The sequence below is a fragment of the Actinoplanes solisilvae genome, assembly GCF_003999975.1.
Classification (GTDB): domain Bacteria; phylum Actinomycetota; class Actinomycetes; order Mycobacteriales; family Micromonosporaceae; genus Actinoplanes; species Actinoplanes solisilvae.
The window spans coordinates 188,897-203,514 of the sequence record NZ_RJAC01000013.1; the positions used below are offsets into that span (position 1 = coordinate 188,897).

A 14,618-nucleotide genomic window follows, 5' to 3' on the forward strand; every position below is an offset into this window, starting at 1 on the left:
CACCCCCGGGCTAGGGTTTCAGCGTGAGGATCCAGATCGAGGGACGAGACCTGCCGGCCACCAAAGATGGCCCACAGGCCGACGCCCTACGCCTGGCCAACGTGCACGTCGGCGTCCAACGGGCCAAAGAGGTGGTCGACCGCTACCCGGCCTGGGCCGACAAGACCACCTGGCACCTGGCGATCACCTCACGCGAGGTCGACGGCCTCCTCGACGTCGGAGGCGACTGGGTCCACGGCCGTCCAGGAGCCCGCTTCCTCTACCTGAGCTGGGGAAACGTAACCGGCACGACCTTCGAGATGTTCCGCCGGGCCAAGCTGATGTTCACCGACATCCCCACCGATCTGCTGAGGGCGGCCCACGACGGCAACGACGTCCTGACCGCCGGGCTGGGCCTGACCGACCTGGCGGGTGGGCCGATCTGCGCACGGGTCCGCCCACCCGCGATCACCTGGTCGCTGCAGTGACCGACCTGGTGACGGCCGAGGTCCGCGTCCTGCACGCTTTCATCGGCCACGACGGCACGATCAACCTCTGGGCCGAGGCCGGCCCGCACGACGCACCCCAGGGCGGCCACCCCTTCGCCCTTCCCGCAGAGAGACTCCCGACGGGAGAGCCGAGGCCCCCAGCGACCCTGCTGCTGCCGTCCACGACCACCGGCCCCCTGCCCTCCCCGCAGATGGGCCTTCCCCCGAGGCGAGGCACCCCGCGGCTACGCCCCTGGCAGGTGCCGGCGGTCACGGTCCCGTTCCTCGACGACGACGTCACCGCGGAATTCGACGGCCGCCTGGGCCGCGACGTCGAATGGCTCCTGGAGCTGTGCGAGTTCGCCGCCGACCTGGTCCGCCGCGGCCGCGTCCTCCCCGCCGTCCACCCTCACGGCCCAGCCGCACGGTGGCGACCGGTCCTGGCCGGCTACGACGCACTCCACCGTGACGACCTCCTGCAGAGGCTCCCCGCCGCGGCCCGGGCCGAACGCGCCCACACGAACGAGGACGCCCTGGCCGTAGCCCTCGACCGTCTCGTCGACGGCCTGGTCCGTACGCGGCTGGCCGAGCAGGGGGTGAGCCTCGGCCACGGATGGCTGGCCGCCCTGACCGGGGAGCCGGAGTTCTCCGCCGCTCCCGCGCTGGCCGACGAACTGGCCGACCGCCTCGAGCGCTGGCACACGAGCGCGATCACCGGCGCCGCCGTACGGCTGTGTTTCCGCCTGACCCGCCTGGACGAGGTGGAGACCGACGAGCCGCCGCGTGACGCCTGGCTGCTCGAGTTCCTGCTGCAGGCCGTCGACGAGCCGAGTGCCCTGGTCACCGCGGCCGACGTCTGGCGTGACAGCTATGCGCCGCTGCGCCGCTGGACCAGCCACCCGCAGGAACGGCTGCTCGGCGGGCTGGGGAGGGCGGCCCGGCTCTATCCCGATCTCGAGGCGGCGCTGCGGGTTCCCCGCCCGATCGACATGGTGCTCGACACCGAGGAGGCGCATCGCTTCCTGAGCCACGCCGCCACGCTGGAGGAGGCGGGTTACGGCGTGCTGCTGCCGGCCTGGTGGCGTGATCGGCCCAGCCTCGGGCTCGGGCTCAACCTGCGGCCCCGCGATCCGATCCCGGCCGTGCTGCGCGATCAGACCGCCGACCTGCGCCATCTCGTCGACTACGACTGGGGGCTGGCACTGGGCGGGCGGGTCCTCACCACCGAGGAACTCGGCGACCTGGCCAAGGCCAAAGTTCCTCTCGTACGGATGAGGGGGCGCTGGGTCTACCTCGATGCCGAGCGGCTCGACGCGGGGTTGCGGTTCCTGGCGCGCGGCGGCGGCACGATGAGCGCGGGCCGTGCGCTCGGGATGATCAAGCTGTTGCCGCCCGAGGAACTGCCGTTGCCGGTCACGGCGACGAGCGGTGAGGGGTGGGCGGCGCGGCTGCTGGCTGGTGATCTGGAGCGGCAGCTCGAGCTGCTCGAGGCGCCGGCGGAATTGAGGGGCGAGCTCCGGCCGTACCAGAAACGGGGTTTCTCCTGGTTGGCCTTTCTCGACGGGCTGGGGCTGGGGGCGTGCCTCGCCGACGACATGGGGCTGGGCAAGACCGTGCAGTTGCTGGCGCTGCTGCTGCACAAACGCAACGGGCCGGCGCTGCTGCTGTGCCCGCTCTCGGTGCTCGGCAACTGGCAGCGGGAGGCGGCCCGGTTCGCGCCGACGTTGCGGGTCGAGGTGCTGCACGGCGCCGACCGGCCCGACGTGAAGGCGCTGGCCGGCGCCGATGTCGTGCTGACCACCTATTCAACCGCTGTACGCGACGCCGATCAGCTCGCCGCGATCGAGTGGGACCGGGTCGTGCTCGACGAGGCGCAGCATGTGAAGAACAGCGCGAGTGCGGCGGCGCGGGCGATCCGGCGGTTCCCGTCGCGCATGCGGATCGCGCTGACCGGCACTCCGGTGGAGAACCGGCTGGCCGAGCTCTGGTCGATCCTCGACTACCTGAACCCGGGCGTGCTGGCGTCGGCGCACACGTTCCGGGCGCGGTTCGCCGTGCCGATCGAGCGGTACGCCGACGAGGAAGCGGCCTCGCGGCTGCGGCAGGCGACCCGGCCATACCTGCTGCGCCGGGTCAAGAGCGACCCGATCGTCATCAACGACCTGCCCGACAAGCAGCACGTACGGCATCTGTGCGGGCTGACGGTGGAACAGAGCACCCTCTACCGCGCGATCCTCGACGAGATGACGACCCGTCTCGCCGAAAGCAAGGACCGGTGGAACAAGGGGATCGTGCTGGCCGCGATGACCAAGCTGAAGCAGGCCTGCGTGCACCCGGCGCTGCTGCTCGGCGACGGTTCGGCGTTGCCGGGGCGGTCGGGCAAGCTCGAACGGCTCGAGGAGATCCTCGACGGCGCGCTGGCCCAGGGGGAGAGCGTGCTGTGCTTCACGCAGTTCGCGAAGTTCGGCGCGATGCTGACCCCGCATCTCGCGGCGCGGTTCGGCGTGCCGGTGCGCTACCTGCACGGCGGCACCCCGCGCGGCGCCCGCGACGAGATGGTCGCGTCGTTCCAGGCCGACGAGCGCCCGGGGATCTTCGTGCTGTCGTTGAAGGCCGGCGGCACCGGCCTGAACCTGACGGCGGCCAACCATGTGGTGCACGTCGACCGGTGGTGGAACCCGGCCACCGAGGATCAGGCGACCGACCGGGCGTTCCGCATCGGGCAGCGCCGCGACGTGCGGGTGCACACGCTGGTCTGCCTGGGCACGCTCGAGGAACGCATCGACCGGCTGCTGGCCGACAAGGGAGTGCTGGCCGCCCGCGTGGTCGGCAACGGCGAGAGCTGGTTGTCGGCACTGTCCACCACCGACCTGCGCGACCTGCTCACGCTCGCCCCGGAGGCCATCGTTGACTGACGACCGGCTGGCTGTCGCCCTTCTCGGCACGTTCGAGTCGCTGCGGATGGGCCCCACGTTCGCGCGCGGCCGCCGTGACGAGCGGGCAGGCCACGTACGCAGTCTGACGATCTCGGGCAGCCTCGTCGTCGCGCAGGTGCGGGGGCCGGACGACGCGCAGGCCTTCCGGGCGCGCATCGCCGTGCGGTCGTTCGGCGCGTCCGAGTGGGCGGCGGCCGAGGCCAGGCTGGCGGGGGAGGCGCGCTATGTGGCGCAGTTGCTCGACGGGCGCATGCCGGACGGGATCGGGTCGGTCTTCGCCGAGGCCGGGCTGAGCCTGGTGCCGCTCTCGCTCGACGAGGTGGCGATGGACTGCTCGTGCGAGCGCTGGCCGATGCCGTGCGTCCACCTCGCCGCGACGTGTTACGCGCTGGCCCGCAGTTTCCAGGAGGATCCGTTCGGCGCTTTCGCCTGGCGCGGGCGCGGCCGCGATGAGCTTCTCGCCCACCTGCGTGAACTTCGCAGCGCGCAGGCGGTCACCGCCCAGGAGTCCGTCGAGGCCGCTCCGGCGGGGAGTCCGGAGGACATCGGGGACTTCTGGGGATCGTCGGTCGCCACGAGGGTGCCGGTCGGAGGGCGGCCCGGGGCCGCGACCAGGCCCGACGCTCTGCTCGACCAGCTTGATCCGCCGCCGCTCGCGCAGGAGGGGCAGCCGATCGTCGACGTGTTGCGGCCGGCCTATCTGGCCCTTCCAGAGCAGGGAACACGGTAGTGCGGACGATGTAGCTCCACGATCGGGTTACGCGATTCGAAACCTTCCCGTGACCTATGGGGCGCATGGTCTTCTTCTCCCGACATGGCGTTTTGTCAAGAGAAGGTGTGAAATGAACCGTTTTTCCCGGATTCTCACTGTCGCCGGTGTCGGCGTCCTCGCCGGCGTCACCGTCGGGGCCGGCCCGGCCATGGCGTCGATCGGCGCGGCCGCCCAGCAGGGTGGCGACCGTGACCGGGTCGTCCGGCACTTCAGCAACCCGCGCGAGTGCGTCAACGCCGGCCGCATCGGCGAGAGGCTCGGCAACTGGGACGACTTCGAGTGCGACCAGGTCGGGCGCCGCACCTGGGCCCTCGAGGTCGAGCGGGACCACGACGGCTTCCCGTTCGGTGGCCGGGACCGGTTCCGCGGCGACGGTGCGTTCCGCGTCAGCGTTCACCACAGCGGCTTCCGCGTCCGCGGCGACCGTGACGACTTCGACGACCGTGACGACTTCGGCGACCGTGACGACTTCGGCGACCGCGACGGCTTCGACGACCTCGACGGCGACTTCGACCTCCGTGGCGACGACCGTGACCGTGACCGCGACCGCGACGACGTTGACGCGGGTGACGACGGTGACACCGACGCTGACGCTGCGGCCGACGCGAACGCCGACGCCGACTGCACCTGCGCGGACGACAAGCCGGTCAAGGCCGACAAGCCGGTCAAGGTCAAGGGCGACAAGCCGGTCAAGAACAAGCCCGTCAAGACCAAGCCGGTCAAGGCCGACAAGGACGACGACACCACGGCCGACGCGGACGGCGACAAGGGCTACAACAAGGACCGCAACAAGGACCGCGAGCCGGTCAAGGACGACGCCGGCGACGAGTGACGTAGCTCCAGCCGACGGGCGAGCCACGGCCCCGAGGGGTCGTGGCTCGTTCGCGTCCTACCAGTCGACCGGCGCGTAGTCCTTCAGGAAGATGCCGTACAGATCCTCGCCCTTCTCGCCGCGCACGATCGGGTCGTACACCCGGGCTGCGCCGTCGACCAGGTCGAGCGGGGCGTGGAAACCCTCGTCGGCCAGCCGCATCTTCGTCGGATGCGGGCGCTCGTCGGTGATCCAGCCCGTGTCGACGCTGGTCATCAGGATGCCGTCGGCGAACATGTCGACCGCGCTGGTGCGGGTCAGCATATTGAGCGCCGCCTTCGCCATGTTCGTGTGCGGGTGGCCGGCGCCCTTGTAGCCCCGGTTGAAGATCCCCTCCATCGCCGACACGTTCACCACGTAGCGGCGCGGGAACGGCGAGCTGGTCATCGCCGCACGCAACCGGCTGACCAGCACGAACGGCGCCGTCACGTTGCAGAGCTGCACCTCGAGCAGCTCGAGCGGGTCGACCTCGTGCACCTTGTCGCTCCAGCTGTTCGTCGGCGCGGTGTCGGGCACCAGGCCGCCGGCGTCGATCGCGACCGAGCGGGCGGTCAGCGCCATCTCGGTGATCTGCTGCGGCGTCAGCACGGGGGCGCCGGAGGTCAGCGCGGCCGCCGGGGACACGCCCGCGGTGCCGAAATACTCCAGCTCGGGCAGCGGCCCGTCGGGCAGCGCCTCGGACTCGGCGGCGGCGATGGCCGCGTACGACCCCGGGGAGCGCCGGACCGTCTGCGCGGCGTTGTTGATCAGGATGTCGAGCGGGCCGCGGGCCGCCACCGAGTCGGCCAGCCCCACCACCTGCGCCGGGTCGCGCAGGTCGAGGCCAACCACGCGCAGCCGGTGCAGCCAGTCGGCGCTGTCGGGCATGGCCGAGAAACGGCGCACCGCGTCGTGCGGGAACCGCGTGGTGATCGTCAGGTCGGCGCCGTCGCGCAGCAGGCGCAACGCGATGTACATGCCGATCTTGGCGCGGCCGCCGGTGAGCAGCGCGCGCCGCCCGGTGAGGTCGGTGCGGGCGTCGCGGCGGTCGTGGTTGAGCACGGCGCAGTCGGGGCAGAGCTGGTGATAGAACGCGTCGACCACCGTGAAACGCTGCTTGCAGACGTAGCAGCCGCGCGGCTGCCGCAGCACTCCGGCCGTCGCCTGCTTGACCGTGGAGCGCAGCGGGATGCCCGCCGTCTCGTCGTCGATGCGTCCCGGGGCGCCGGTCGCGGTGGCCTCGGTCACCGCGCGGTCGGCGGCCAGGATCGCGTCGCGCCGCTCCCGCCGCCGATTGAGCTTGACCGTCTTGAACAGCCCCGCGGTGGCCCGTCGTACCGCGACCGCGTCGGGGTGCTCGGCGGGCAGCGCTTCCACCTCGGCGATCACCGCAAGACACTGCTTCAGCCTCTCGGCGTCCACCCCTGCGACCGTCTCAGTCTCGCCCGTCATGCCCACTTACCGTCCTCACCAGCCCGAATCCGTCGCTGGAACTGTACTTACCCGAGCGCGCACGGCGCGGATCAGGCCGGGACCGGGAGGGCGGCGACGGTTTCGTGTAGGGCTCGCACCAGGGCCTCGGTCAGGGGGTTGGGGCGGCGGCGGCTCGGGGTGACGATGCCGATGTAGCGGCACGGGCCGGGCGGAGCGAGCGGGATCATGGCCAGGCCGCCCGGCGTCGCGGTCAGCGCCACCTGCGGGATCATGCTGATGCCGACCTCGGCGCGGACCAGCGACTGGGCGAAGACATAATCCGTTCCGCGGCAGGCCGTACGGATCTCGAAGCCCGCCAGTGCCGCGTAGTGGCCGAGCATGTCGACGATCTCCAGGCAGCCGTGGACCCAGCGCTCGTCGCGCAGGTCGGCGATCGTGACGGACTCGCGCCCGGCGAACGGGTGGCTCGCGGGCAGCACGATCCACATGGGGTCGTCGAGCAGCGGGGTCCAGGTCAGCCCCGAACGGTCACCGGGGCGTACGGGCGGGGGTCCGTCGAAGTGATAGACGAGAGCGACGTCGGCGGCGCCCGATCGCACCAGCGGCAACGCGTCATGGGGCTCGTTCTCGAGGACCGTCAGCTCGACACCGGGACGATCGGCGGTGAAGCGGGTCAGCGCGGCGGGCAGAAGGCGCTGGCCACCGCTGGTGAACGTGGCCACGGTCATGCTGTCGGGGGCGCCCAGCCGGGCGATTGTCTGCTCGGCGTGCGACAGCTCGGCGGCGATCGCGTCGCCCGCCTCGACGAGCACACGCCCGGCGTCGGTCAGCACCACCCCGCGCGTGCTGCGCAGCACGACCGGTGAGCCGAGCTCCCGCTCCAGCGTGCTGATCTGCTGCGACACCGCCGACGGCGTCAGTCGCAGGGACGCGGCGGCCCGGTTGAAGCTGCCGAGCCGCGCGACCTCACGCAGAACGGCCACACGACGTACATCAATCATCAGTTTCCTTAATGACTGGTTCAGAAGGTTGGTACTACCGCTTACGACCGTACGGGGAGAGGGTCGTGTTGTGAATCGTCGCGCCTGGTTTCTCTTCCTCGCTGTCTCGGTGCTCTGGGGCATCCCGTACTTCCTGATCAAGATCGCCATCGAGGATCTGTCGCCGCTGCTCGTCGTGGCCGGCCGGGTCGGGATCGCCGCGCTCGTGCTGCTGCCGATCGCCGCCGCCCGCGGCACGCTGGCGAAACTGCGCGGTCACATGGGCGCCGTCGTTCTGCTGTCATTCGTGCACATCCTGGGCCCGTTCCTGCTGATCACGTACGGCGAGACGCACATCAGCTCGTCGCTGACCGGCCTGCTCATCGCCGTCGAACCCGTCGTGATCGCGCTCCTCATGTCCCGCACCGAGCGCCTCACCCCGATCCGCATCGCCGGCCTGGTCCTAGGCTTCGGCGGCGTGGCGCTGCTCGTCGGCCTCGACCTCTCCGGCGACCGCCTCGGGCTGCTGGGCGCCGGCATGGTGCTGGTCGCCGCGATCCTCTACGCCGTCGCGACCAAGCTCGTCCAGCGTCGCCTCTCCGACGTGCCCACCGAATCCCTGGTCGGCGCCACGACCGGCATCACCGCGCTGGCACTGGCGCCGTTCGCCGTCTTTTCACTGCCCACCCATCCCGTACGGGCTGAGGCCTGGGCTTCCCTGGCAGTACTGGGCCTCTTCTGCACCGCGCTCGCGCTGCTGGCGTTCTATCAGCTGATCGGCCTGGCCGGCTCGACGCGCGCGGGCCTGGTCACCTACGTCAACCCGGTCGTGGCCGTCCTGCTGGGCGTCGCGCTGCTCAACGAACACATCGGCGTCAGCACGATCGTCGGCTTCACCCTGGTAGCGGCCGGCTGCTGGCTCTCCACCCGCCCCACCCCGCAACCCATCACCCCACTCCCGGAACCAGCCACCGCCGTCCGCGCGTAAGTCGTTCCCTGCGTCCGGGGCTCTTGTCCTTCACCCGCTCACCCCGCAGCATCCCCGCACCAGCCACCGCCGTCCGTGTGCAAGCCGCCCCTCCGCTTGGGTCTTCATCCCCGTGGGGGTGGCATCTGCTGACGTGTTGATAGTCGGTAGTGCTCACTGGTTGGCAATAGTGACGGTGTCAATGGAAAGAATGGGCAGCGGCCACCGGTACCCGTAGGCAGCCGTGCCGCGACGCCACGTGCCAAATCCTAGGCAGACGACAATATGTCTCTTGACTAGTTGTTATGCGGTACGGGAGGCTGCTTTCGTCCCGATGGGGGCGGGCAGGAAGGGGGGCCGTGAGCGATGGTGTGCGTTCCGGTGTCCGTCTCTGCGATCTCGGCGGCTGGCCGTGATGTCAACGTTTGTGCAAGGGCGCGTTGCGGGATCGCTTTTCCAAGACCTGCTCGGCATGGGGCGCGGTGACAACCAAGCCGGCTCTGTCCGAGCGCGAATTCGTCTGTGAGGCGTGCGGGCTGGTCATCGACCGGACCGGAACGCCGCACTGAACCCGGCCGTTCTCGCGGTCGAGTCGGACAATACTGCCGGGAGTGGCTCGGTGGCAGCACGTGGAGCTGACCGGAAGACCCGTGTATGCGGGCAGGTGGCTGTGAAGCGTGAACCGGCACGACATCAGTCGGTCAGACCGGGACCGTCCCGCCGCAAGGCAGGACTACCGACCATGTGCTCACCAAAGCACACTAAGAGGTAACAGAATGAGATGTGGATCGCGTGAATGAGCGGGATTGGATCATGTGCCGTTGTGTTCGAAGAGGCACGATGGAGACGGACGTGGCCGAGCGACCCAGCGCCAGCGGGCCGCTCGGCCACGTCGCCCGTTCCCATCGGTTCTTTTCGAAGAAGATCCGCATAGGCTGAGCGCATGGGTCGGCGGATTCTCATCACCGGGGCACGGCGCGGCATCGGGGCGGCCCTGGCCGTCGGACTTGCCAGGCCCGGCCATCGGCTCCTGCTGCATCACCTGGCCGCCGCCGACGAGGCCGAGAACGTCGCCCGCCTCTGCCGCGACCTCGGCGCCGAGGCCACCCTGCTCGACGCCGACCTGGCCGACGCCGGCGCCGTCCGTGACCTGGCCGACCGGGCCGGGCCGGTCGACGTACTGATCAACAATGCCGCCAAAGCGTCCAACGTGGACTTCGAGAAGCTGCCCCTGTCAGAGTGGCAGCAGACGTTCGCGGTCAACGTCACGGCCCCGATGCTGCTCGCCCAGGCCCTCAGCGCGGGCATGGCCGAACGCGGATGGGGCCGCATCGTCAACGTCGTCTCGCCCACCGTGCGGATGGGCGGACCCTCGGGCCCCGCGTATGTGTCGAGCAAGGCGGCGCTGATCGGTTTGACCCGTTCGCTGGCCCGGGCGCTAGGTCCGGCCGGAGTCACCGTCAACGCGCTGTCCCCGGGAGCGATCCGCACCGAGGGCGAGGCCGAACTCGCCGCCGGCCAGGACGTCGAGGCCCACGCACCGCTGCTGGCCACCCAGGCTCTGCCTCGAGCGCTGGTCCCCGAGGACCTGGTCGCGACCGCCCGCCTCCTGGTCTCAGAGGGTTCGGGCGCACTGACCGGCCAGGTCATCGAAGTCGGCGGCGGCCTGGTTTTCCGGTGAAACCGCTATCGGGGCGGCTGCTCGTCCTCCGGCTTGCGGCGGGGCTTCGGTAGCTGGTCGGCCAAGGTGGCGGGCCGGCGGGCGGGCTTCTTGGGGTCGGCCTTCGTCGGCGCGCGCTGAGGCTCGTCGGCTGAGTTGCCGGACGGGCTCGCAGCGGTGGTGCGGCGGGTCCGGTCCGATGCTTTGCGGCCCTGGCTGTACTGGGCCAGATCGGCCGGGCGGGACTCACGCAGGTGGTCGCCGAGGTCGGCCGGTCGCGACTCGCGCAGGTGGTCACCGAGGTCGGCGGGGCGTCGAGGGGCTGGGGGAGTCGCGGGGGCCGGCGGCAGAGCGGGCACGGAGGCGATGTCGTACGGCGGGCGGAACGGCTTGTGGTCGTTCCGGGTGGAAGGCCGCTGCGGGGTCTCGTCCTCGAGCGCCCGGCGCGCGGAGAAGAGGGCGCCAAGATCGGACGGGCGGCTGCCGCCCGGTGCGGGACTCGAAAGCGCCGACGGTACGGCCCGGGCGGGCGACGAACCCGCGACCGGGGGCGCCGACCGCCTGGGCATCGGCTCAGCGATCTTCTCCACCGGCTGGGACGGCGTCGGACGCGGGGGAAGCGGCTCGGGGACCGTCTCGACGGGTGGCGTCGGGGTGCGGCGCTGGGACAGCGGCTCGACAACCGTTTCAGCGGGCTGAGGCTCTGCGGCCGGGGCCGGGACAGCCGGCGGCTTCATGTCGGAGGGCAGCGAGTGGCTGGTCGGGCTGTCGGCCGAGCGAGACTGGCCCGCGGCGTAGCCGGGCACCCGCAGCCGCCGCGTGGTCTCCAGTTCGGGAGCGATGGAGCCGCCGACCTCCGACGCGACATCCGTCGGGGCCGGGGCGGGCGGGTCGACCTTGGTGACCGAGACGCTCTGCGCGATCTCGGGATCCGGCGATTCGAAACTGCGGACGGCTTCCCGGTTCGGAGCCTCGAAGATCGCCGGAGTCTCGATGGCGGATGACGAGGAGAACGTCTCGGCTGCGGGCGGGGCGGAAACCGTCTCGGCTGCGGGTGGGGCGGAAACCGTCTCGGCGGCCTGTGAGGAGGAGACGGGCCCGAGGAAAGCCGGGTCGGCGGACGGTGTGGGAGTGACCGTCTCGGCGGCGGGAGTGGGATCGGGCTTCGGTGCGGTGAGGCCGGGGATGAGGATGGCGCGGGTTACGTCCAGGTCCGGGGCGGAAGGCTTTTCGAAACTGGGACGGTCGCCGAAGTAGGGCACCTGCCGCTCCGGCTCGGCCGGCAATCCCAGCGAGTCGGCGAAGGTGCCGTTCGCCGACGGCGCGAAGAAGAAGTCGTCGGGCGCCGAATAGTCGGGGTAGGTGCTCACCGCCGTCGACCGATACACGCCTCCGGTGATCGGAAGACTCGGCGTGGACGAGAAACCGGTCGGCTCGTCCTTGGGCGAAGCATCGCTGTCCGCGACCGGCGCGTCTTCCTCAGCCTCGCCGGGCTCGTCTTCTACGACCGCGGCGGCGGACGCTGGGGCAACCGGCTCCTCAGTCACAGTGGTGACAACCGATTCGTCGTTTCTGTCGCCGCGAGCGACTACCGCGGAGGCCGGGCCCGCGGCGACAACGCGGGTGTCCGGGGTGGCTGAGGAAGCGGATTCGTTCGAAGCGCGATCGTCAGAGAGGTCGGCGGCCGGCTCGTCCGGTGCCGAGGCGTTGGCGGCTTCGGGGACAGCGGCGGTTTCATCGCGGGCGATGACCGGAGCCGGCATGACCCGAGTGGAGGCCGGATCTGATTCGTCCGCTTCGCTGACCAGGCCGGGCTCAGCGGCGGTGGGCTCGGCGGCTGGTTCAGCAGGTTCGCTGACCGACGACCCGGGCCCAGCGGCCGACGACGCCGACTCGGCGGCTGCCGACGTGGACACAATGGCTGCCGACGCCGGCTCGGCGGCGGGCTCTTCCGTGGCGGTCGCGGCGGCGGAATCGGCTGGATCCTCGTCGGTTGCGGCCGTGGGCTGCTTGTCTTCGATCACTTCGGCGTCCACGTGGTCGTCGCCATCAGTGGCTGCGGGTGCCGGTGTGTCGTCCTCGACGATCTCGGCGTCGACGATCTCGTCGTCGGGGGCGGGTGGCTCGTCGACGATCCGGGGGATGACCTCGGTCGCCGAGTCACGGCCCGGCGGCAACGCCGGGGGCACCATCGCCGGCGGCAGCACGAGCACCCCCGCCGCCTCCCGGTCCCAAGAGGAAGCGGGGGAGGAAGGCGATGAAGGGGCGGAAGGCGAGGAAGTGGGGGAGGAAGCTGAGGAAGACGAATCGGGAGAGGCGGAGGCCTCCCGGCCCGGCGGCAGGGCCAGGACCGCTGTCACCTCAGCCGCCGCGTACTTGCCCTCGGGAAGTTCAGCATGCTCCGCCAGCCCGGCCCGTTCCTGCAGTCTCCGCAGCGGCCCCGGCGCCCACCACGCCGCATTGCCCATCAGCCCCAGTACGGCCGGCACCAGCAGCATTCGTACGACCGTCGCGTCCAGGACCAGCGCCACGATCATGCCGACGCCCACGAAGCGCATCGTCGTCACCGAGGAGAGCGCGAACGCCCCCGTCACCACGATCAGCAGCAACGCCGCCGCGCTGATCACCCGTCCGGTGCGGGCCAGCCCGACCGTCACCGCCTCGGACGTCGTCGCGCCGTGCGCCCGCGCCTCGACCATGCGGGACAGGAGGAAGACCTCGTAGTCGGTCGACAGTCCGAACACGACCGCCGCCATCAGCACGACGATCCCGGCCTCGAGCGGCGCCGGCGTCACGTTGAGCAGGGCCGCGCCGTTCCCGTCCTGGAAGATCCAGACCAGGATGCCGAAGGTGGCGCTGAGGCTGAGCGCGCTCATCACCACCGCCTTGATCGGCAGCAGGATCGAGCCGAACGCGAAGAACATCAGCAGCAGCGTCGCGCCGACCAGCAGCAACGCCATCCACGGCAGTTTCGCGGCGGTCGCCGCCAGGCTGTCCACGTTGCGTGCCGTGGTGCCGCCGACCAGCAGTTCCGCACCGTTGGGCACGGGCAGCGACCGGATCTGGTCGACCACGTCGCGGGCGTCGGTGCTGAACGGGTCAGTCGACTTCAACGTCGCCGTGAACACCGTGACGTCGCCCGCCCGTTGCGCGGGGCCGAGCTGGGCGATGCCGGGGATCTGGCGCAGCGTGACGGCGAACGCGGCACTGTCAGCTTTGCCGCGCAGCACGATCGGCATGCCGTTGCCGCTGAACTGCGGATAGTCGGACTTCAACGTCTCGATCGCCGCTCGCGCCGGGTCGCTCGCGGGCAGCGTACGCTCGTCGGCCTCGCCGAAACGGACCCCGGCGATCGGCGCCGCCAGCACCAGCAGTCCGGCCAGGATGGGCAGCACGACGAGCACGGGCCGGCGCAGCACCACGGCCGCGAGCCGCTCCCAGAACGAGCCGCCCCCGGACGAGCCACCGAACGGCAGCCGGATCGGCAGCTTGTCGACGCGCGGGCCGAGGATCGCCAGCATCGCCGGCAACAGCGTCAGCGACAGCAGCGCGGCCAGCGCGACCGCGGCCAGACCCCCGTACGCCAAGGACTTGAGGAAGCCCTGCGGGAACAGCAGCAACCCGGCCAGCGCGGTCATCAGCAGGGTCGCGGAGAAGACGACCGTACGCCCGGCGGTGGCGACGGTGCGGCGAACAGCCTCGGACGGCGTACGCCCCTGGGACTGTTCCTCGCGGAAGCGGCCCACCATGAACAGGCCGTAGTCGATCGCCATGCCGAGCCCGAGCAGGCTGGCCACGTTCACCGCGAACGAGTTGACCTCGTGCACGTTGGCGATCGCGTGCAGCACGCCCAGCGATCCGAGCACCGCCGCCCCGCCGACCAGCACCGGCAGCGAGGCGGCGACCAGCGAGCCGAATAGCAGCAACAGCAGGATCAGCACGATCGGCAGCGAGATGATCTCGGCCCGGGCCAGGTCGTCGGTGGAGCGTGAAGATGTTGCGTCGGCGAGCACGTAACCGCCGGCCAGGGAGACCGTGGCACCGGGAACGGCGAACTTGTCGTCGATCTCGCGGTAGGCGGCGAGCTTGGCCCCGTCGTCCGCGCCGGCCAGGGTGACGACCGCGACGGCGCTCTTCCTGTCCTTCGCCGTGAACTGGGGCGACTTGGTCGTCCAGTAGGAGGTCGTCGAGGTCGCGGCCGACTTGGGCAGTGCGGCCAGCCGGGTCCGGATCTGCTTGCCCAGCGCGGCGTCGTCGATCTTGCCGTTGGCCGGCGTGTAGATGACCACGAGGTCACCGCCCTGCGCCCCGAACGCTTTCTGCACAGCCTCGGAGGCCTGGGCCGACTCGCTGTTCGGGTCGTTGTAGCCACCCTCGCTCAGCTGGCCGAAAACACCGAGCCCCCAGACGCCCGCGCTGATCACCGCGACGAGCGCGACGGACAGCACCGGCCACCGGAAGCGGGCGACCCACGATCCCCAGCCCGCGAACACGTCAACCCCTCTGGTCTTGGTCAGTTCCGCCCGCTGCCGAGCGGAGTGTGTCGTTGATC

9 protein-coding genes are annotated in these 14,618 nt (G+C 70.9%); 6 read left to right on the forward strand and 3 right to left on the reverse strand.

Going from position 1 to position 14,618, the window contains the following annotated elements:
* Positions 1-23: 23 nt before the first annotated feature.
* From EER30_RS28675 to EER30_RS47360, 4 genes are all read left to right on the forward strand, one after another.
* Positions 24-467: a DUF5990 family protein gene (locus EER30_RS28675; RefSeq protein WP_127503726.1), complete on the forward strand. Its 444-nt coding sequence runs from the start codon at positions 24-26 to the stop codon at positions 465-467.
* Complete coding sequence (locus EER30_RS28680) at positions 464-3,382, forward strand: DEAD/DEAH box helicase (protein ID WP_240670360.1); 2,919 nt, start codon at positions 464-466, stop codon at positions 3,380-3,382. The genes EER30_RS28675 and EER30_RS28680 overlap by 4 nt, the downstream gene beginning before the upstream one ends.
* Positions 3,375-4,133 carry an SWIM zinc finger family protein gene (locus tag EER30_RS28685; protein ID WP_127503727.1) on the forward strand — a complete coding sequence of 253 codons (759 nt, stop codon included), beginning with the start codon at positions 3,375-3,377 and terminating at the stop codon, positions 4,131-4,133. The genes EER30_RS28680 and EER30_RS28685 overlap by 8 nt, the downstream gene beginning before the upstream one ends.
* A 112-nt stretch (positions 4,134-4,245) precedes the next feature.
* Positions 4,246-5,007: a hypothetical protein gene (locus EER30_RS47360; protein WP_164842510.1), complete on the forward strand. Its 762-nt coding sequence runs from the start codon at positions 4,246-4,248 to the stop codon at positions 5,005-5,007.
* 57 nt (positions 5,008-5,064) lie between these two features.
* Here the strand turns inward: EER30_RS47360 and EER30_RS28695 are convergent, their stop codons facing one another.
* The gene (locus EER30_RS28695; protein ID WP_127503728.1) at positions 5,065-6,477 is read right to left on the reverse strand and encodes an SDR family NAD(P)-dependent oxidoreductase; all 1,413 of its coding nucleotides are present in this window, start codon (positions 6,475-6,477) and stop codon (positions 5,065-5,067) included.
* Between the two features lie 71 nt (positions 6,478-6,548).
* On the reverse strand, positions 6,549-7,460 hold the full coding sequence (locus tag EER30_RS28700) for a LysR family transcriptional regulator (RefSeq protein ID WP_127503729.1): 912 nt from the start codon (positions 7,458-7,460) through the stop codon (positions 6,549-6,551).
* Between the two features lie 70 nt (positions 7,461-7,530).
* Between EER30_RS28700 and EER30_RS28705 the strand changes: the two genes are divergently transcribed.
* Positions 7,531-8,427 (forward strand): DMT family transporter, encoded by an 897-nt coding sequence (locus tag EER30_RS28705; RefSeq protein ID WP_127503730.1) that lies wholly within the window; start codon positions 7,531-7,533, stop codon positions 8,425-8,427.
* A 922-nt stretch (positions 8,428-9,349) separates the two neighbouring features.
* Complete coding sequence (locus tag EER30_RS28715) at positions 9,350-10,087, forward strand: SDR family NAD(P)-dependent oxidoreductase (RefSeq protein WP_127503732.1); 738 nt, start codon at positions 9,350-9,352, stop codon at positions 10,085-10,087.
* Between the two features lie 5 nt (positions 10,088-10,092).
* Here the strand turns inward: EER30_RS28715 and EER30_RS48060 are convergent, their stop codons facing one another.
* Positions 10,093-14,559 (reverse strand): MMPL family transporter, encoded by a 4,467-nt coding sequence (locus tag EER30_RS48060; protein WP_205650461.1) that lies wholly within the window; start codon positions 14,557-14,559, stop codon positions 10,093-10,095.
* Between the last annotated feature and the right edge of the window lie 59 nt (positions 14,560-14,618).

Bases quoted from the DNA above. Each gene is read 5' to 3' on its own strand.
- EER30_RS28695 (WP_127503728.1), bottom strand. From the start codon at position 6,477: ATGACGGGCGAGACTGAGACGGTCGCAGGGGTGGACGCCGAGAGGCTG.
- EER30_RS28700 (WP_127503729.1), bottom strand. From the start codon at position 7,460: ATGATTGATGTACGTCGTGTGGCCGTTCTGCGTGAGGTCGCGCGGCTC.
- EER30_RS47360 (WP_164842510.1), top strand. From the start codon at position 4,246: ATGAACCGTTTTTCCCGGATTCTCACTGTCGCCGGTGTCGGCGTCCTC.
- EER30_RS28715 (WP_127503732.1), top strand. From the start codon at position 9,350: ATGGGTCGGCGGATTCTCATCACCGGGGCACGGCGCGGCATCGGGGCG.